The sequence below is a fragment of the Pseudomonas sp. GL_103 genome (assembly GCF_057835175.1).
Map to the genome: position 1 here is coordinate 4,232,783 of NZ_CM174420.1, position 19,579 is coordinate 4,252,361.

The window sequence follows — 19,579 nt, forward strand, 5'->3', positions numbered from 1 at the left end:
GAAAGGCTCCTTAGAAAATCGGCAACGGCAGTTCACGGATCGCAGCCAGGCCGCCGACCTTTTCCAGATACTGTTCGTGGGTGCAGTCGACGTAGTCGCGCACATAGCCTTCCCAGCCATCGGCCGCCTGGACCGTGGCGTTGTAGGCCTTGAAGTGCGCAACATCGAAACCGTACAGCGGCGCGCAGGACGACGGATGCGCCCCGCCCGGCACGTGGGCCACGGCGGTGGTCAGGTTGCGTTCCCAGAACACTTGATGGGCGTGGGCGCTGTCCTGATGGAAATACTCGCTGTCGACCAGCTCATCGCAGGTCACGTAGCTGTGGGTCGCGGCCCGCACGAACAGGTCGTCCATGTAGTGATCGGGACCGCTGATCTGGCACACGCCGCGTTTGTCGGCACGGTCAACGTGGACCAGCGCAGCGTCGAGCTTGAGCGCCGGCATGGCGACCCAATCCTTCCCATCGGCATAAGGCGAGGCGATCAACTTGATCTGGCGGTTGTGGCGCAGCACATCGGTGCCCAAGCCCACAGCGGTTGGAATGAACGGCACATTCATCGCCGCCGCCCGCAGACCGAGCAGCAGCATGCCTTCGTCGATCTCCATCACTTCCAGCGCCGCTTCCTGGCGCGCCTTACGGAAGTACGGCTCCAGCGGAATGAAATCCAGGGAAACGAAGGCGAACACCAGTTTCTTGATCTTGCCGGCCGCGCAGAGCATGCCGACGTCCGCACCACCGTATGCAACAACAGTTAGCTCCTTGAGGTCCGAGCGCAGAATCTCGCGTACCAGCGCCATCGGCTTGCGGCGCGGGCCCCAGCCACCGATACCGATGGTCATGCCGTCACGCAGTTGGCCGACGATCTCGAAGGGGGTCATTTGCTTGTCCATCGTCTTGTTCCTCATTGGCGACCGACACTGAAGTCGTGGCCCCAGTGGCTGACCACGGTGCTTTCGAACGGCGTGTGGCGGTCCCAGTCGACCACCAGGCCATCGCAGCCGTACTCCAGGTCAAACCCGGACGGGGTCTTGATATAGAAAGAAATCATCTGGTCGTTGGTGTGCTGGCCGAGGGTGGCCGACAGCTTCACGCCGTTGGCGTGGACGCGGTCCAGCGCACGGCCAACTTCGTCCAGCGCATTGACCTCGACCATCATGTGCACGCAACCGTGGGGCATCGGGCACTCGAAAATCGCCAGCGAGTGGTGCCGGCCGTTGTTGCAGTGCAGGAAGTGAATGCGCTTTTGCGGCTCGGCAGGGTCCGGGGTGAAGCGGACTTTCATCAGGTCGGACAGGCCAAAGCCCATCACCTGCTCGTAGAAATCGCGGCAGCGTTCGAAGGCCGGTGCCGGCAATACGACGTGGCCCATGCCAAGGTCGTTGGTGACGAAACCTTTGACGCCCACCGGCGAGACGAAGCGGGCGAAGTCCTGCAACGGGCCCCAGAACAGTTCGTGGCGATTGCCATCCGGGTCGCTGAAGTGCACCAGCTCCTGGACCTTGCGCAACTCGGCTTCGGCTGCGGTGCCACGGGTCACTTGCACGTCGGCTTGCTGCAGCTCGCTGACCGCCTGTTCCAGCGCTGCTTTGCCGGCGACTTCCCAGCCGCAGGCACCGAAGCTGTTCTCGGCGGTTTTCTGCACCAGGATGCGGTAGTGGCGCTCGTCCATCTTCAGGTACAGGTGGCCGTCGTCATCGTTGCCGATGACCATCATGCCCAGCACCTGGCTTGCGTAGTGGCGCCATTGCGCCAGGTCGCTGGATAACAGGGTGACGTAACCCAGACCACGGATATCCATGGATGCACTCCTCGTTTTTCTCAGGCGGTGCCGCCCTTCGGCGACTGCCGGGGGAGACTTTATGTAGGGCCTATTCAAACGGGTTCGGGGAGGGGCAACATCGTCCAATGGGACTAGCGGAAAACAGGCAGAACGCAATCCCTGTAGGAGCTGCCGAAGGCTGCGATCTTTTGATCTTTATCTGAAAAACAAAATCAAAAGATCGCAGCCTGCGGCAGCTCCTACAGGGGGCGTTACTCAGATGGTTCGATTTGATCGAGCACACGGTTCGCCGTGATTTCGGCCAGCATGACGCTATTGGAAATACCCAGCAGGGCATTGCGGTCACCGCCCTCCAGATGATCCACCAGTTGATGCACCATCACATCCACCGAGGCCAGCGTCTCGACCAGATAAACCACCAGGGTTTTGGTCGTGGCCTCCGGGTCGACGGTAAACAGCGTGCTGATTGTTCGAGGGGTGGCTTTGATGTCGGCTGTCGAGGGGAAGTGGTAAGCGAGGGCACGCTCGGCGGCCTCGTGCAGTTTTTTTGAATCGGGTTCGTACGGGAATGCTGGATCGGTATCCGGCGGGTTGGGTGTGACCTTGAACATAGTGTGGATTCCTGATGTGGGCTGGAAACCACTTCTCTACTAAAAGAAGGGGTGGCAGCTGTACGCAGGTTAGTAGACCGGGGAATCCAAGAAGCCGGCGCGCCCAAGGGCGCCCTACGTACAGCCACCATCAAAATGCAGGCACAAAACCTGATTGATGCGTCGTACGTCTCGGATTAAGCCACGGGCTACTAAACCCGATCACTGGGAGTCAGTGACACGAATCAAGTTACCGAGGGGCCCCAAGGCGCACAAGCCGGCGGATTCTGGCGTACCTGTAGGCAACGACGCAAGGCGCTGTAGCTTTCATCAAGTAACACTGACAGCCGTTAAACAGGCTCTATTCAAAGGCCAAATCGGTGGTTGGAGCTGTCCCCAAAACCTGTGGGAGCGAGCTTGCTCGCGATGAGGCCACAACAGTCAGCATCGATGTTGAATGCAAGCTCGCTCCCACAGGGAATATGTGGCGGTCAAGATTGGTGCAGGCATAAAAAACGGGCCTAGGGGACCCGTTGGAAAGTAGATCTGACGTCCGCGCCAGGCCTTAAAAAATTGAGGCATCAGGGCATGACACTGAACCTGTGGGAGCGGGCTTGAACTGGTCAAGTAATCTTGGACATCCGTTAAGGTTTACGCCGCCAGTCTCTCCTTCACGACTTGCGACCGGTAGTCGTTGTAGCTGTGAAATCTGCTGATATTGTAGCGCGAGACATGGCGTTGCACGTCTGCTCTGTAGTTACTGAGTAGATTTGGCTTCTCGCACTTTGTTTTGCTCTGCCAAAGCTACTTCTTTGAAATCATAGGTAGGAAAGAATTCTGTCCGGTAACTTCCCCACGCGGTGTTTTCGAGTGCGAGATTTACCGCTGCGAGACGCGAGGCAGGTAAGCGTAGGACGATGACCTGTCCTATACCCATGGTTATATTCCAGCTGACAACCTCCACCCCGGCAGGAGGGAACACCTTGTAAAACTCCTGTTTGGCGAGTTGCGCTTTCAACTCACCTAATGGGCGTGACTGATCGTGCTTCAGGAAAACAGTCAACATGAGTGCATTATCTGGTGTGGCGATAGCCTCTTTTGAAACCGAAGGCGTTGTCGGCTGTGCATTGGCGCCAGCCGAGTATATTCCAGCCAGCAGTAACGTAGACATTAATAGTGTTCTGAATTTAATACTCATGTTGTGCCTTTAATTTTTGGATTTCTATGAATGTTATTTCAGGGCCGAGTCAATAACGTGGACGCATTAAAATGTCGAAACAGTGGTTTGAAAAGACTGCAGGACGTATTTAGTGTGACATCGAGGTCTTTATAGGGCCTCTGTAGGGTGCATGGACCACATAAATCCGGACAAGGGCATTGGTATCTACCATGTCGCGAGGCACCTCTCTCGAATAGGTGAACTCTTCGTCATTCAATTTTTCCAGTCTTCTGACCACAGTTCTGACCGCTCCTTTATCAGGTACCAGGATATGCGTTGTTTTGTCACCGGTGACAAGGAAGTAACCGCCGCCACCATTGTCATACTTTGATCGCCCGGTTTCGGTATAAAAAAATTCATAGCGATTACGTCCGGAATCCCACATTGAAATTCCAACAACACCCGGATACTTTTCCTTCACATCTACTTCAGGGACCCCCTCTACATAAACCTTGGTTGTCAGCCATTGAGGAGATGAGGCCAATGCTTGAATATCAGACTTATCCTCCATCTGTTTTCCATGACTGACAAGCGGACAGAGTAGTCCAGCGAGGAGCAAACCTATAAACATTGAGTTGTATTTTCGCATGGAATAATTCCTCGATGAGTTTAGAGGTGACGCTTGTTTTTTGTTGTCGTGGAAATTGATCACTGCGATCAGCGGATGGAATATAGGACCGATATCAGTCACTCACAATACCCTGGTATATATTTGCAACAATTGCAGCAGTAGTTATTTCCAATAAAGGCCGACGAAATAATGGGCACGTGGGTCTTTTCGTAAAGACTCGGAAATCCCTGTAGGAATTATCGCTGACTGCGATGTTCTCGGAGTTAAACAAGGGGCAGCTATACACAGGTAAATCGACCGGGGAGAAATCGGCAGGCATAAAAAAACGGGCCTTGGGGACCCGTTGGAAAGTTGGCCTGACGTCCGTGCCAGGCCTGATAAACCTGTAGCAGCCTTCGGCAGCTGCTACAGTTTTGCGCTATCTCAAATCAACCCTTGCGGAAGTGCGGAATCACCTTCTCGCCAATGTTCTTCAGGGTCTCCAGCTGCGCCCACTGCGGCACGGTGCCCATCTGGCAGATGAACAGGATTTCGTCGGCGCCAGCATCGATCAGGCGCTGCACGTAGCCGATGCAATCCTCGACGGTGCCGTAGGCGTGGTTCGGGTTCATCATCGCCATGGTCGGGTCGGAGAAGTCGACGCTGACTTCTTCCGAGGCGAAGCGCGACTTGATCACGCTCTGGCCGTTGCCATCGACGAAGGTGTCGTCCTTCCACTTCTCCGGGTCCGGACGCTCGCCACCGCCGTACCAGTAGCCCAGGGACTCCATGAAGTAGCGCTGACCACGGATACCGATGCGGCGTGCTTCTTCGTTGTCGTCCAGCACGATGGCCGGGCACAGCGCGGCGATGTGGCGGTTAGGGCGGAAACCGACCTGCTTCTTCTCATCGCGGCTGTCGTAGGCCGTGTGATACACCTCGACCTTCTTGGCGATCTCTTCCGGGCCACCGAAGCCCAGCACCAGCGCGCCCATGCCGCGACCGCCGGCATTCTTCAGCGACTCGGTGTTGGTACACGCCAGGTACATCGGCGGGTGCGGATCCTGGTAAGGCTTTGGATGGATCGGACGTTTCGGGATCTGCACGAAGTCGCCGTTGTGCTCGATCTCGTCCTGCACGAACATTTTCGGGATCAGGTACATCATCTCGTCGATCTGCGGCTGCAAGGTCGCCAGGTCGTAGCCGAAAGTGCCGGCCTCCTGCTGGGTGCCGCCCTTGCCCACGCCAAAGTGCACACGGCCCTTGGACAGCAGGTCGAGGGTGGCGATGCGCTCGGCGACTTTCACCGGGTGGTTCATCGCCGGCGGCAGGCAGACCACGCCGTGGCCGATGCCGATGCGTTCGGTTTTACCGGCCACGAACGCCAACATGGTTTCCGGCGCGGACATGTGCGAGTAGTTGCTCAGCGCCGTGTGTTCCACGCACCAGAAGGTGTCGAAGCCCAGCTTGTCGGCGAGCACGGCCTGCTCGACGGTGTCTTCGAAAATCTTGCGGTCGCCTTCGCGGCTGGAGTCCACCGTCTGGGCTTCGTAAATCAGGGAAAATTTCATGGTTGATCCTTGTGCTTATTTGGATGCGCAGTCGGCGCCAGAGACCTACGCCTTGCGCCCATGCTCAGGTATTGGCAGGGCGCTCGAATCACGCAAACGGACTAGCCGATTCGGTTAAAAAATCAGAGGAAAAAGTCGTTGCTGTCCTGCCCCATGCTCACGCCGCCAAGGTTCCAGGCGTACTTGGCCGGGCTGTTGGCGACGTGGGCGCGACCGGTGTGAATGTCGCGGAACGCACGGTTGATCGGATGGCTGCGGAAGATCGTCGAAGCACCGCTGTTGAACATCAGGTCGCCAACGGCCTTGGCGCACTTGTCGGCCACCAGCGCCGAGTCGTAACGCATCTTCACCCGCTCGGGCATGCTCAACGGCTCGCCTTTTTGCGCACGCTCCAGCATCAGGGCGAAGTTGCGATGCAGCACGGTCTTGCACTCGTCGACGCAGACCATGGCGTTGGCCAGCGCCGATTGCGCGGCCGGGTCCTGAACCATTTTGCGACCGTCATTGACCCCGACCCGGGCGCGGTTGTGCTCGACAAACTGATCCACCGCGCCTTGCAAGGCACCGATGGCCGAGGACGAAACCGCTCGCACGAAAATCTGCCCGAACGGCAGGCGGAACAAGGGCGCAGTGTTCACCTCGTTGCCCGGACTGTTCTGCATGAAACCGTCGAACGCGCGATGGGTGCGGTACTCGGGAACGAAGGCGTTTTCCACCAGGATGTCGTGGGAGCCGGTGGCTTCCAGGCCCATGACGTTCCAGTTGTCGAGAATCTGGTAGTCACTGCGCGGCACCAGGAAGGTCCGATAATCCGGCGCCCCGCCCGCCTCTGCCGGCGGCACCAGCGCACCGAGAAACGCCCAGTCGCAATGCTTGCTGCCGGAAGAAAAGCCCCAGCGTCCGCTCAACTTGAAGCCACCCTCGACCCGCTCGACCTTGCCCACCGGCATATAGGAAGAGGAGATCAGCACGCTGGAGTCGCTACCCCAGACATCCTGGGCCGCGCGGTCGTCGAACAGCGCCAGTTGCCAGTTGTGGATCGCCACCACCCCCAGTACCCAGGCCGAGGACATGCAGCCTTCGGCGAGGGTCATCTGTACGTCGAAGAAATCCTTGGGCTCCAGTTCATAACCTTCCCAACGGGACGGTTGCAGGATGCGAAAGAACCCGGCGTCGTGGAAATCCTTCAGGGTTTCTTCAGGCAACTGGCCTGCTTGCGCGGCATTCAGGGCGCGTTCACGCAGGATCGGCACCAACTCGCGGGCACGTTGGCTCAGACGCTGGCGAATCAGGTCTTGGTTGAGCATTTTTATTGTTCTCCTTTGTTCACCCCATCCGCCGGGGCGCGCGTGCAACGGGGCGGGTGTAGCGCCCCTACACTGGCATTCAAACAATGCGCAAAGCGGCGGGCATCCCTCAAACGGACCATGTGGTTTTGGGGAACAGGTATCTGGGGGGTGAATCAGAAAGTGATGTGTTGGCTTGCAGGCCGTCTTCGCGGGCAGGCCCACATTGGCCCCCCGGTTTTACTCGGGACTTGTGGCCACTGAAGATCCCTGTGGGAGCGAGCTTGCTCGCGATGGCTTTGTGTCAGGCGACGAGTGTTTTGTGGGTGTACATATCCGTTGCTGCGGTCACGGCCACTGATGGTTCCGCTCTTACAGCGGGTCACTTTGGAAAAGCCCCAAAGTAACCAAAGGGCTCTTGCCCCTGACATTCGGTGCCTCGCCGTGGCTCGGCATGCCCTCGCTCCGGTCCTGCTCCGTGGGCCCGCCGCCATCGGCCATCCATGGCCGGGGGCGGCTAACCCGGCATCCATGCCGGGTTGCCCACTGCGCAGAACCTGCGCTCGGCCTCACGAGGGGGCGTACACCGCAACAGCGCCCGAGGCGGCCTACCGGCCGGCCTGTTTGTTGGGTTCGTTCGTCTGTGAGGTACCTGGTCGGCTGGCAGGCCGCCATCGCGAGCAAGCTCGCTCCCACAGGTACTCAGTACATCTGCAAGACTTCGGTCGGCTGGCAGGCCGCCTTCGCGAGCAAGCTCGCTCCCACAGAAGAGCAAAGGCAGAGCAGCCCACACCGCGCCGTTTCTCACCACTCATCAGGCCGAGCGTTAGCTCGCCTGCAGCTCTTGATCTTGATCCACCCGCCCCCTCGGAAGGCTGAGCGGAGGTGTTCATCCGGGGATTGGCGCGCAGCGCCGTTCGACGCAGTCGAACTCATTGCATGTAGGTCGAAGCGAAGCCGACCGGAGGGCAATGCCCCCGGATGAATACCGCAGCGAAGGAACGCCGAGCCTAAGCGAGGGGCCGTACGTAAGGGGCGAGACCTTTTGGTTCCTTTTGGGGCGTTTGCCAAAAGGGACTCGCCGTAAGGGCGAAACCGCCAGCCGCCGTTACCGCAGAAACGGATATGTACTCAACTCAAACAACCAGCCTGGTCGGCCCAGAGGCCGCCAAGGCCTAGTCCCCTCGGACGATGCCCCAGACAAGAGCCAGAGCAAGAATCCATCGCACTCCCCAACCAACAAAAAGGCCCAGTGCGATGAACGACGTCAATCTCAAAGCCGACATGCTCCAGGCCATGCGCCGCCTGGCCAAGTCAGTCACCATTATCAGCACCAGCAACGGCTCCGAACGCTTCGCCATGGCCGCCACCGCGGTCGACTCCCTGAGCACCGAGCCGCCATCGCTGCTGATCTGCGTCAACAAGACCGCCTCGCCCCATGCCGCACTGGCGACCGGCGCCGACTTCTGCGTCAACATCCTCGGCGTCGAACAACAAGACCTGGCCAACCTGTGCAGCGGCGCGATCAAGGGCGAAGCGCGCTTCGACCGTGGCAACTGGCTGACCAGCCCCGGCGGCATTCCCTACCTGGGTGACGCGCAGTCGGCGATCCTCTGCCGCCAGGACGGCCACTTCAGCTACGGCACCCACACCGTGTTCATCGGGCGCATCCTGCAGATTCACACCACTGACGCCATCACCCCGCTGGTCTACCTCGACGGCAGCTACACCACCACCGCCAAACCCGCACCTTCTCTCGCTGCTGCTGGCTGAGGCCCGAACATGGACAGCCTGAACCGGTTGACGGCGTTGCGAGTGAACAGCGCCGACCAGTTGCCATGGGATGACCGCTGCGACTTGCTGATCGTCGGGTTTGGCGGAGCCGGTGCCTGTGCCGCCATCGAAGCCAGCACTCGCGGCCTGTCGGTGCTCGCACTGGATCGCTTCGAAGGCGGCGGCGCCACGGCACTCAGCGGCGGCGTGGTGTATGCCGGCGGCGGTACGCCGTATCAGTGTCAGGCTGGCTATGAAGACACCAGCGAAGCCATGTTCAATTACCTGCGCCAGGAAGTCGGCGAAGCGGTCAGCCACGAGACATTGCGCAATTTCTGCGACGGCAGCCGCGAGCAACTGGCCTGGCTGGAGCGACAAGGCGCGGCCTTCGAAGCCAGCGTGCCGCCGCATAAAACCTCGTACCCGAGTGACCAGTACTACCTCTATTACTCCGGCAACGAAGCCGTGCCGGTCTATGCCGCCAGCGCCAAACCGGCACCCCGCGGCCACCGCACCAAAGGTCCGGGCATGTCCGGCGCCAGCCTGTTCGCCCCGCTCAAGGCCAGCGCCTTGCGTCATGGCGCACGCCTGCGCAGCCAGTGCGAAGTGCGGCGACTGGTGCTCGACCTCGACGACAAGGTCATTGGCGTCGAAGCCTGGCAGTTGCCGTCGGGTAGCCGCGCGGCCAAACAACATGCGCGTCTGTCACGCTGGGCCGCTGCCATTCATATGTACGCCCCGGCATTGGCCGACCGCTTGCGCGCCCGTCAGCGCCGCATCGAACAGACCAGCGCCATTCGCCAATTGATTCGCGCCGAACAGGCGGTGCTGTTGAGCAGCGGCGGTTTTATCTTCAATCGCGATCTGGTGCGCCAACACGCGCCGCAGTACCTGGCCGGTCTGCCCCTGGGCGCCACCGGGTGCAATGGCAGCGGCATCGCCCTGGGCCAGAGCGCCGGTGGCAGCGTGGCGCGGATGGAAAAGGTCAGCGCCTGGCGTTTCATCAACCCGCCACTGGCCTGGGCTCGCGGGCTGATCGTCAATGCTCGCGGACAGCGTTACGCCAACGAAGAAATCTACGGCGCAACCCTCGGCCACGCCATGGTCGAAGAACAGGACGGCCGCGCCATTCTGATTCTCAATCGGGCGCTGGTTCGAGAGGCACTCAGTCAGGTCGGCCCCGGCAAAGTCTGGAATTTCCAGCGCCTGCCGGTCCTGCTCAATCTGCTGTTCAACGCCAAACGCAGCAACAGCCTGGCCGGATTGGCCAAACGCTGCAATCTGCCGCCGGAACTGCTGCGCCAGAGCGTCGAACGCTATTCCCGCGCTGCACGGGGTGAGGTCGCCGACGAGTTCGGCAAATCCGCCGCGATGCTCACCGACCTCGACCAAGGCCCGTGGTACGCCCTCGATTTGTCCTTCGACAGCAAACTCTTCCCCTGCCCGGTCATCACCCTGGGCGGGCTGAAGGTCTGCGAAGGCAGCGGCCGGGTGCTGGACCACGCCGGCCAGCCAATAAACGGTCTCTACAGCGCCGGCCGCAATGCGGTCGGGGTCGCTTCCAACCTGTATGTCTCCGGCCTGTCCCTGGCCGACTGCATTTACTCCGGTCGCCGGGCTGCCGCCCATGTGGCCGACCAATTCGCACTTCAAACCGCACGATCAGGAGAACAACAATGCAACGTGTAGAAGGCAAAGTCTGCATCATCACCGGCGCCGCCAGCGGCATCGGTCGCGAAGACGCCCTGCTGCTGGCCCGCGAAGGCGCCAAAGTGGTACTGACCGACCTCAACGAAGAAGCCGGTCGCCAGGTGGCTGCAGAAATCGGCGCCAACGCGCTGTTCATCCGCCACGACATCGCCAGCGAAAGCGATTGGCAACACGTCGTTAAAACCACCGTCGAACACTTCGGTCGTCTCGACGTGCTGGTCAACAACGCCGCGATCCTGGCCTTGGGCAGCATCGAAGACACTACGCTGGAGCTGTGGCAGAAGGTGCAGAAGATCAACGGCGAAGGCTACTTCCTCGGCTGCAAGTACGCGATCCAGGCCATGAAGGAAACCGGTGGCGGCTCGATCATCAACATGTCGTCGGTGGCCGCGTTGGGCGCGATGCCGATGTTCTGCGCCTACTCGGCGTCCAAAGGCGCGGTGGCGGCGATGACCCGTTCCATTGCCCTGCACTGCAAGCAGCAGGGCTACCGCATCCGCTGCAACAGCGTGCACCCCGATGGCGTGAACACGCCGATGACCCAGGCGTTGGCCGGTGGTCAGCCAATCCCGCAGGAAGCGCTGGACCAGGACCCGATGAACCGCATGGCCGCCCCGCGGGACATTGCCAACGTGGTGCTGTTCCTCGCCGCCGACGAGTCGCGATTCGTCAATGGTGCCGAGGTCCGCGTCGACAACGCCCAACTGATCAGCGGGCTCTGAGGCCGAGGTGAACATGGGCACGCAACAACAGAACCTGACCCCGGCCGAACACACGACGGGAAGTGTCTCATTGCAAGTGTGCGCGGTGATCGACGAGACCGCCGATGCGCGCTCGCTGGTGCTGGACGTACCGCCAACCCTGCGTGAGCGCTTTCGCTACAAACCGGGCCAGTTCCTGAGTTTTCGCGTGCCCTTGGCCGGCAAACTGTTGACCCGTTGCTATTCCATGGCCAGCTCGCCCCTCGCGGACGCGCTGCCCAAGGTCACGGTGAAACGGGTCGACGGCGGCCGGGTGTCGAACTGGATGAACGAAGTGCAGGTCGGCGACTGGCTGGAAGTGCTGCCACCGGCCGGTCATTTCTGCCTGGACCCGCAGGCGGACACCGAAAAGCCCTTGGTCTTGTTCGGTGGCGGTTCTGGCATCACCCCGGTGTTTTCCATTCTCAAATCGGTGCTGCACAGCAGTCGGCGGCCGATCAAGTTGATCTACGCCAACCGCGATGAGGCCTCGGTGATTTTCAAGGACGAGCTGTGTCAGTTGATCAAGGCGCATCCTGATCAACTGCACGTGGTGCACGTCCTCGATTCGGTGCAGGGTTTCCTGACGGACCATCAGGTCCGTCATCTGCTGCGCGGCTCGGCCGACGGTGACTACTTCATCTGCGGGCCGGGACCGTTCATGGACACCGTGGAGCGCACGCTGCTGGCACTGGGCGAAGCGGCCGAGCGGATCCATGTCGAACGTTTCGTCTCGCCGCCGGACCCCGACGAGCTGTTGGCCGAAGACGCCGTGGCACGAGCGGCGGCCATGGATTCGCACTGTGAAGCACTGATCGTCGAACTCGATGGCCAGCAACACGAAATTGCCTGTAAACCCGGCGACACCCTGCTGCAAAGTTGCAAGACCGCCGGCCTTGACGTGCCGTCGTCCTGTGAAGAAGGTTTTTGCGGGGCGTGCATGTGCGTGGTCAAGGAAGGTGAGGTTCAGTTGGCGCGCAACGACGTGCTGACCCCCAAGGAACTCGCCGACGGCTGGACACTGGCCTGCCAGAGTCGACCGACGGGAGCCCGGGTACGCCTGAAATTCCCCGATTGAGGCTTCGCCTCCCCCCTTGTAGGAGCTGCCGCAGGCTGCGATCTTTTGATTTTTTAGAAGCAAGATCAAAAGATCGCAGCCTGCGGCAGCTCCTACAGGGGTCGATCGAGACGCTCTGTCGCCATAGTCTCAACGGACGATCATGTCCTGCCCGGTCTGCGGTTAGACTCGGCCCCAGCATTAGCCCACAACAATAAAAGAGGTACAGTTATGGCTCGTTTGCAGAATAAGGTCGCGGTGGTCACCGGCGGCGCTTCGGGTATCGGTCTGGCCTGCGTGCGCCGTTTCGCTGCCGAAGGTGCGCAAGTGGTCGGGCTGGACATCGGCAGCGCACCGGCTGACTTTCCCGGCCTGTTCATGACCCTGGACGTGCGCGACGAAGCGCAGGTGCAGCAGGTCATGCAAGAAGTCATCAGCCGCCTCGGGCGCATCGATGTACTGGTCAACGCCGCTGGCGTCGCCGACCAGGGCAGCGTGACCCAGACCACCACCGCCAACTGGCAACGGGTGATGGACATCAACCTGACCGGCAGCATGCTCACCAGCAAGTACGCGCTGGAATCGATGGTGTCGCAACGCGGCGGCTCGATCATCAACGTCGGTTCGATCTTCGGCCTGCAAGGCTGCGACGGCAACGTCGCCTACAACGTATCCAAGGGCGGCATCAACCAGCTGACCCGCTCGATGGCCATCGACTACGGCTACGCCAACGTTCGTGTCAACGGTCTGTGCCCGGGTCTGATCGAAACGCCGATGACCAGCATGGTCCGTGACAATGACGCGTTCCACGCGTTTTTCGCCTCGCAGCACATGCTCAGCCGCTCCGGGCAACCGGAAGAAGTGGCCAACGTCGCGCTGTTCCTGGCCTCGGACGAAGCGTCCTTTGTCAGCGGCCAGATGATCGCCGTGGACGGTGGTTTCTCCGCCGGTCGCCGTTTCGCCCCGCCCGCCCAGTAACTCGCAATCCGGCCGGGCGCCCTGCCCGGCCTACTCCCTTTTTCGTACTTGTCTTCTAACCGGGGAGGCCCCATGCCGCCTGTCGCCACCGCACTGACCATCGCTCAACTGTTTGCCAACGCAGCCCAGGCCTACGGCGACCGCCCGGCCATCGAGGACGCGGGCCACGCCATCAGCTACCGACAACTGGACCAACTGCGTCGCCAGGCTGCCCGCGCACTGCTGGCCCTCGACGTACAGGTCGGGGACCGTGTGGCGATCTGGGCGCCCAACGTGTGGGAATGGATCGTCGCCGCCGGCGCCCTGCAAAGTGTCGGCGCCTCCCTGGTGCCGCTCAATACCCGGATGAAGGGCAGCGAGGCCGGCTACATCCTGCGCGAAAGCGGCACCTGCGTACTGTTTGCCATCGGCGAATTCCTCGGCGCGGACTACCCCGGCATGCTGGCGTCCGAGGACCTGCCTGAACTGCGCCACATCGTCAGCTTGCGCAGCGCCAATGCGGGCACCTTGGCCTGGGAACGGTTTATGGACCTGGGGACCGACGTGCCGCACCTGGCCCTGCGCACCCGCGAACAGAGCGTTGGCCCACAAGCCTTGTCCGACGTGCTGTTCACCTCGGGCACCACCGGCAAACCCAAAGGTGTGATGACCAGCCACGGCCAGAACCTGCGCATCGTGCGCGACTGGAGCGATATCGTCGGTTTGCGCGAGAGCGATCGCTACCTGATCGTCAATCCGTTCTTCCATTCCTTCGGCTACAAGGCCGGTTGGCTGGCAGCCTTGATGCGTGGCTGCACCCTCCTGCCGCAGCAAGTGTTCGACGTGCAGGCCGTGCTCGAATGCGTGCAACGCGAACGCATTACCGTGCTGCCAGGGCCGCCGACGCTGTACCAGTCGTTGCTTGCCCATCCGCAACGCAGTGACTTCGACCTGAGCTCATTGCGCGTGGCGGTGACCGGGGCGGCGGCGATCCCGGTGGAGATGATCCACCGCATGCGCGACGAACTAGGGTTCGCCACCATCGTCACCGCGTATGGCCTGACGGAGGTCTGCGGTTTCGCCACGATCTGCCGCTCCGGTGATTCTGCGGAACTGGTCGCCAACACCAGCGGCCGGGCGATGCCGGGGGTGGAAGTACGTTGTGTCGGCAACAACGGTCGCAGCCAGCCGGCGAACATTCCCGGTGAAGTGCAGATTCGCGGCTACAACCTGATGCAGGGTTATCTCAACAACCCCGAAGCCAGCCAGGAGATTCTCGACGCCGACGGCTGGCTGCACACCGGCGACATCGGCATGCTCGACGAACAGGGTTACCTGCGCATCACCGACCGCCTCAAGGACATGTTCATCACCGGCGGCTTCAATGTGTACCCGGCGGAGATCGAGCAGTGTCTGCTGACCTATCCGGGCGTGGCCCAGGCAGCAGTGATCGGTATTCCCGATGAGCGCATGGGTGAGGTGGCGATGGCGTTCCTGCTGCCTGCTCCCGGGATGGAAATCGAACAGGCACGGTTCCTCGCCTGGTGCCGTGAGCAGATGGCCAACTACAAGGTTCCGCGCCGGGTGCAGGTGCTGCAGAAGATGCCGATCAATGCGGCGGGCAAAGTAACCAAGAATGTGTTGCGCGAGTGGGCGCTGCAGCCAGTCAATTAAGACCGGGGCCTCAAAAAAGATCGCAGCCTTCGGCAGCTCCTACAGGTGTACACCGATCCCTGTAGGAGCTGCCGAAGGCTGCGATTTTTTGCTTGTTTCAGACCACCCGCGCCGGATGCTGCTGGCGCGGGTCGCCGAGCATGGCGCGGTGGGACGGTGGCTGGCGGCCTTCGGCTTCGCTGATGCCGTAGCCAGGGGCGATTTCAGCGGTGATCAGGGTCTGCCCGGACAACGCCATCAACTGCGGATCATTGAGCAAGGCATGAATCACCTGCCCGTTGAATTGCGGGGTCTCGGCCTGGGCCAGAAACGCCTGGTACTGCTCGCCATGCTGTTCACCGGCAATCTTCGTGCGTTCGGTCAGTTGCGGGCCGAGCCAAAGCGACAACGCCGCCACGCCCGGCCCTTCAAAATCGATCGCCATGTCCGCCGCCAGTTTGTCGACCCCGGCCTTTTGCGCGCCGTACGCCGGGCCATGCATGTAGCACCCGGCACCGAACGACGAGGTAAAGCAAATCAGCCCCTGGGCACTTTTCAGCAACAGCGGCGCGGCGTAGAAGCTGGCGATGTAGGCCGAGCGCAGACCGACGTCGAGAATGCGCACCAGCTCCAGCGGCTTGGCCCAGAACGGCCCCGGCTCGATCAACCGGTCATGGATGAACGCGGCGTTGTTCACCAGCAGATCCAGATGCCCGCACTCATCTTCCACACGGCTAAACAGCGCCTGTACCTGGGCGTCATCGGCATGATCACAGACCACCGCGATACCGCGCCCACCGGCGGCGGTGATCGCAGCAGCGGTGTCCTCCAGCGAACCGCGCAAGGCATGCCCATACAGATTCGACCCGCCCTGCGCCGGGGCACGACCGGTGACATACACCGTCATGCCCGCCGCCCCGAGGGCCAGGGCAATGCCCTGCCCGACTCCGCGACTGGCGCCGGTCACTACGGCGATCTGTGGATGCTGACTGATCATTCGACACTCCCGAACAAGGTTTTCGCCGAAGCGGTTTCGCTCTGGCGCTTGATGTGATTGGCGGCCAGGTAACCGAAGGTCATGGCCGGGCCGATGGTCGAACCGGCACCCGGATAGGTGCGGCCCATCATCGAGGCGGCGCTGTTGCCGATGGCGTACAGACCGTTGATCGGTTCGCCGTCTTCATGCAACACGCGGGCGTGCACGTCGGTCAGCAGGCCACCCTTGGTGCCGATGTCGCCGGCGTCGATGCGCACGGCGTAGAACGGCCCCTTGAGCAACGGCGCCAGGCACGGATTGGGTTGCACGTTGGGGTCGCCGTAGTAGCGGTCGAACAGCGATTCGCCCTTGTGGAAATCCTCGTCGACACCCTGCACGGCCATGCCGTTGAAGCGCTGCACGGTACGCACCAGCCCGCCAGCGTCGACGCCGATTTTCGTCGCCAGTTCTTCCAGGCTCGACGCCTTTTGGAAGTAATCACGCAAATGCTCGGGCAATTGCCAATCACGCTGGGCATAGCCCGGCAGCAAGGCGCCGCACGGGTATTTGCGGCGGAACTCGGCGTCGAACACCATCCAGCACGGCACGCTTGCTGCACCTTCGCGGTTGTTGGCGTACATCGCGTAAACGATATCGGTGTAGGGCGCGGCTTCGTTGACGAAACGCTCCCCCGCCGCGTTGACCATCACGCACCCCGGCAAGGTGCGTTCAACGAACAGCGCGCGCTGTTTTTCTTCGCCCTTGACGTAAGTGGTCGGCGCCCACCAGCTGTGCTCCATCAGCGCGGTCCGCGCGCCGAGGGCCTGGCCGGCGCGGATGCCGTCGCCGGTATTGTTCGGTGGCGTGGCGCTCCAGTTGGCCTGGGACGGCTGCGGCAGGTACTGCTCGCGCATCGCCTGGTTACGCTCGAAACCACCGGCGGCAATGATCACCCCGTAGCGTGCCTTGACGTTGAGCAACTGACCGTTGCGATTGACCCGCGCCCCGCCGACCCGATCGCCGACCAGCAGCAGTTCTTCCAGCGCACAGTCGAGCCACAGCGACTTGCCGCGATCCTGCAACGAACAGCGCAAGGCACCGATCAAGGCATTGCCCAGGGTCAGGAAACGGTCGCGACGGGACAAACACCGCCCCTCGCGATCACGCCAGTAGCGCCACATCACCCGCAGGGTCAGGCGCAACCAGCCGGGGCCACGGCACAGCAGCACTTGCGCCTCTTTCATGGTCATCGCCATGCGCCCCATCATCAGGGTGCCGGGGGACGGTGCGCGCATGCGCAAGAATTCTTCGCCGAGTTCGGCGGCATCGAACGGTTGCGGATCCATCGAGCGATAGCCCGGTTTGCCACCCTCGACTTCCGGGTAGTAATCGGCGTAGCGCGGTTGCGCCTCGAAGCGCACGCGAGTGTGTTGTTCCAGGTACTCGACCATCTCCCGGCCGTGCTCGACATAGGCTTCGATGCGTCCGTCGTCGATCTCGCCATGGGTCACGGCGCGGATGTAGGCAATCGCTTCGGCCGCCGAATCACTGCCGCCGATCGCGTTGATCCGGTGGTTGTTGGGGATCCAGATGCCGCCGCCGGACACCGCCGAGGTGCCGCCGTACTCGCCGCTCTTTTCGATCAGCAGCGCATTCAGCCCCAGGTCGTGGGCGCGCAGCGCAGCGGTCATGCCCCCGGCTCCCGAGCCAATCACCAACACATCACAGCACTCGTCCCATTTGATCCCGGCAGCGTTCATGCGATCACCCTTGTTCAGCGCCCATCAGGCAGAAACCGCCACCGCCGGATCTTCGCCCGGTGCAGTCGGTCTCGGGATTGTTCGCCGCACGCGCCGGGTGTTCATCGTCCGATGGGACTAAGGCGAAGGCCGCCCCCCAATTCTCCTGTAGGAGCTGACGAGTGCAACGAGGCTGCGATCTTTTTATTTTTCAAAGCAAGGTCAAAAGATCGCAGCCTTCGGCAGCTCCTACAGCAACCGCTGTGCCGTACAAATCGCTTAGTCCGCTTGGACGATGTTGCGCGCAAGTCGTGACTCCATAGTCGCCCACAACACCAATCACCCCCCTGAAATGCAGGTCGGGCAGGTCTGACCTGGGCCATGAGGACGACATGATAAAAACAATAATCGCCCCACCAACACAGCACCCTCGCACACAGCTTGTTCTACTGATGCTGGCTGGCGGACTTAGCGCACAAGTTAACGCCATGAGCTTTCAGCCAAGCGAAGACTTGAGCATCGACTGGGACACCACACTGACGTACAGCCTCGCCTGGCGGACCGAGTCTCGCGATCACAAACTGACCGCCAATGCCAACGGCAACGACGGCGACAACGCATTCGACAAAGGCAGCCTGATCAACAACCGCAGTGGCTTTCTCACCGAAGCCAACATCAAGTGGCAAGACGACTACGGCGTGTTCGTCCGGGCAACGGGCTTCTACGACAACGTCTACGATCAGGACAACGACAACACCACCGGCACTTCCAACTGCTTCGCCGGCGGCCATTGCAGCAAGCCCGACCGTTTCTCCCAGGACACCATCGACCAGCACCGCAATGAACTGCGCATGCTCGATTACTACGCCTATGGCACCTGGGACGTGGGCGGCCATGCCCTCAACGCGCGCCTGGGTAACCAGGTGGTGAGCTGGGGTGAAAGCCTGTTCTACCCGGGTATTTCCGCGGCCCAGAGCCCGGTGGACGCGACCAAGGCGACCACCCCGGGCGTCGAGGTCAAGGAAATCCTGCTGCCGGTCGGCCAACTGTTCACCCAGTTCGCCCTGACTGAAAGCCTGGGTATCCAGGCCTACTACCAATACAAGTGGGAAAAGACCGAGCTGTTCGGCGTGGGTAGCTACTTCTCCACCACCGACTTCATCGACGAGGGCGGCTTCAACGACGCCTCCGGTTTCGTCACCCGTCTAAAGGACGACAAACCGAGCGACAGCGGCCAGTACGGTCTGGCCTTCACCTACGCCGCCGAGTCGCTGAACAACACCGAGTTCGGCATCTACTACTCGCGTTATCACGACAAGACGCCGTCGCTGGACTTCGCATCGACCCTGGGCCGCTACCAGGTGCGCTACTTCGACAACATCGACTTGTTCGGCGCGAGTTTCGCCACCGTGCTGGGCGACGTCAGCTGGGCCGGTGAAGTCAGCTACCGCGACGGCACGCCGGTGATGGTCGACAACGGTTTCTCCAGCCCCGTGCGTGGCAAAACCATACAAGCGCAAACGTCGATGATCTACGTGCTCGGCCCGACCGCCTTCGCCGACAACACCAGCCTGACCGGCGAGCTGGTCTACAACACCGTGGTCAGCAACGACGAGTCGCAGCCGGTGACCCTGGCGCCGGGCTTCGCGCTGCCGGGAACCGACAGCCTGGTCTATGACCGCGATGCCTGGGGCTACACGGTGCAGGCGAACTTTGACTACAACGACGTGTTCAGCGGATGGGACATGTCGGTGCCTGTCACCTTCAGCGCCGCCGCCCACGGCGACAGCTCGATGGTCGGCTCGATCAACGCCGGCCAGAACGATAACCGCGCCAGCATCGGCAGTTCGTGGCGCTACCTGGGCAACTTCACCGTCGAGGCCCGCTACAACGCCTACCTCGCCAGTGCCAACAACAGCCCGTTGGCCGACCGCGACAACGTCGCGCTCAACTTCAAGTACCGGTTCTGATTCCCC

At 61.4% G+C, this 19,579-nt stretch carries 16 protein-coding genes; 7 read left to right on the top strand and 9 right to left on the bottom strand.

The window, feature by feature from the left end; all coding sequences use genetic code 11:
* Positions 1 to 10: 10 nt before the first annotated feature.
* From AC3IP0_RS18995 to AC3IP0_RS19025, 7 genes are all read right to left on the bottom strand, one after another.
* A complete protein-coding gene (locus tag AC3IP0_RS18995; RefSeq protein WP_489325624.1) occupies positions 11 to 892 on the bottom strand; it encodes a CoA transferase subunit A in 882 nt (293 codons plus the stop codon).
* Positions 893 to 903: 11 nt separating this feature from the next.
* On the bottom strand, positions 904 to 1,800 hold the full coding sequence (locus AC3IP0_RS19000; protein WP_489316564.1) for a VOC family protein: 897 nt from the start codon (positions 1,798 to 1,800) through the stop codon (positions 904 to 906).
* A gap of 233 nt (positions 1,801 to 2,033) precedes the next feature.
* Entirely contained in the window at positions 2,034 to 2,393 is a 360-nt protein-coding gene (locus tag AC3IP0_RS19005; protein WP_489316565.1) for a DUF6124 family protein, read from the bottom strand.
* Between the two features lie 736 nt (positions 2,394 to 3,129).
* On the bottom strand, positions 3,130 to 3,570 hold the full coding sequence (locus AC3IP0_RS19010) for a hypothetical protein (RefSeq protein ID WP_489316566.1): 441 nt from the start codon (positions 3,568 to 3,570) through the stop codon (positions 3,130 to 3,132).
* Between the two features lie 109 nt (positions 3,571 to 3,679).
* On the bottom strand, positions 3,680 to 4,180 hold the full coding sequence (locus AC3IP0_RS19015) for a DUF4822 domain-containing protein (RefSeq protein ID WP_489319803.1): 501 nt from the start codon (positions 4,178 to 4,180) through the stop codon (positions 3,680 to 3,682).
* 410 nt (positions 4,181 to 4,590) lie between these two features.
* Entirely contained in the window at positions 4,591 to 5,712 is a 1,122-nt protein-coding gene (locus AC3IP0_RS19020) for an LLM class flavin-dependent oxidoreductase (protein ID WP_489316567.1), read from the bottom strand.
* A 122-nt stretch (positions 5,713 to 5,834) separates the two neighbouring features.
* Positions 5,835 to 7,019 carry an acyl-CoA dehydrogenase family protein gene (locus AC3IP0_RS19025; protein ID WP_489316568.1) on the bottom strand — a complete coding sequence of 395 codons (1,185 nt, stop codon included), beginning with the start codon at positions 7,017 to 7,019 and terminating at the stop codon, positions 5,835 to 5,837.
* Positions 7,020 to 8,255: 1,236 nt separating this feature from the next.
* On the opposite strand from AC3IP0_RS19025, the gene AC3IP0_RS19030 reads away from it, so the two are divergent.
* The 6 genes from AC3IP0_RS19030 (at position 8,256) to AC3IP0_RS19055 (ending at position 14,909) form a co-directional block, all read left to right on the top strand.
* The gene (locus tag AC3IP0_RS19030; protein WP_046042741.1) at positions 8,256 to 8,771 is read left to right on the top strand and encodes a flavin reductase family protein; all 516 of its coding nucleotides are present in this window, start codon (positions 8,256 to 8,258) and stop codon (positions 8,769 to 8,771) included.
* Positions 8,772 to 8,780: 9 nt separating this feature from the next.
* On the top strand, positions 8,781 to 10,460 hold the full coding sequence (locus AC3IP0_RS19035) for an FAD-binding protein (RefSeq protein WP_489325625.1): 1,680 nt from the start codon (positions 8,781 to 8,783) through the stop codon (positions 10,458 to 10,460).
* On the top strand, positions 10,448 to 11,203 hold the full coding sequence (locus tag AC3IP0_RS19040; protein WP_489316570.1) for a glucose 1-dehydrogenase: 756 nt from the start codon (positions 10,448 to 10,450) through the stop codon (positions 11,201 to 11,203). The genes AC3IP0_RS19035 and AC3IP0_RS19040 overlap by 13 nt, the downstream gene beginning before the upstream one ends.
* A gap of 13 nt (positions 11,204 to 11,216) precedes the next feature.
* Positions 11,217 to 12,299: a 2Fe-2S iron-sulfur cluster-binding protein gene (locus AC3IP0_RS19045; RefSeq protein WP_489316571.1), complete on the top strand. Its 1,083-nt coding sequence runs from the start codon at positions 11,217 to 11,219 to the stop codon at positions 12,297 to 12,299.
* 210 nt (positions 12,300 to 12,509) lie between these two features.
* Positions 12,510 to 13,256, top strand: a complete 747-nt coding sequence (locus AC3IP0_RS19050; protein WP_489325626.1) for an SDR family NAD(P)-dependent oxidoreductase — start codon at positions 12,510 to 12,512, stop codon at positions 13,254 to 13,256.
* Positions 13,257 to 13,328: 72 nt separating this feature from the next.
* Complete coding sequence (locus AC3IP0_RS19055) at positions 13,329 to 14,909, top strand: FadD3 family acyl-CoA ligase (RefSeq protein WP_489316572.1); 1,581 nt, start codon at positions 13,329 to 13,331, stop codon at positions 14,907 to 14,909.
* A 97-nt stretch (positions 14,910 to 15,006) separates the two neighbouring features.
* Here the strand turns inward: AC3IP0_RS19055 and AC3IP0_RS19060 are convergent, their stop codons facing one another.
* Positions 15,007 to 15,885 carry an SDR family NAD(P)-dependent oxidoreductase gene (locus AC3IP0_RS19060; RefSeq protein ID WP_489325627.1) on the bottom strand — a complete coding sequence of 293 codons (879 nt, stop codon included), beginning with the start codon at positions 15,883 to 15,885 and terminating at the stop codon, positions 15,007 to 15,009.
* Positions 15,882 to 17,624 carry an FAD-binding protein gene (locus tag AC3IP0_RS19065; RefSeq protein ID WP_489316574.1) on the bottom strand — a complete coding sequence of 581 codons (1,743 nt, stop codon included), beginning with the start codon at positions 17,622 to 17,624 and terminating at the stop codon, positions 15,882 to 15,884. The genes AC3IP0_RS19060 and AC3IP0_RS19065 overlap by 4 nt, the downstream gene beginning before the upstream one ends.
* A gap of 431 nt (positions 17,625 to 18,055) precedes the next feature.
* Here AC3IP0_RS19065 and AC3IP0_RS19070 point away from each other — a divergent pair, with 431 nt between their 5' ends.
* Positions 18,056 to 19,573 (top strand): DUF1302 domain-containing protein, encoded by a 1,518-nt coding sequence (locus AC3IP0_RS19070; RefSeq protein ID WP_489316575.1) that lies wholly within the window; start codon positions 18,056 to 18,058, stop codon positions 19,571 to 19,573.
* The last annotated feature ends 6 nt before the right edge of the window (positions 19,574 to 19,579 follow it).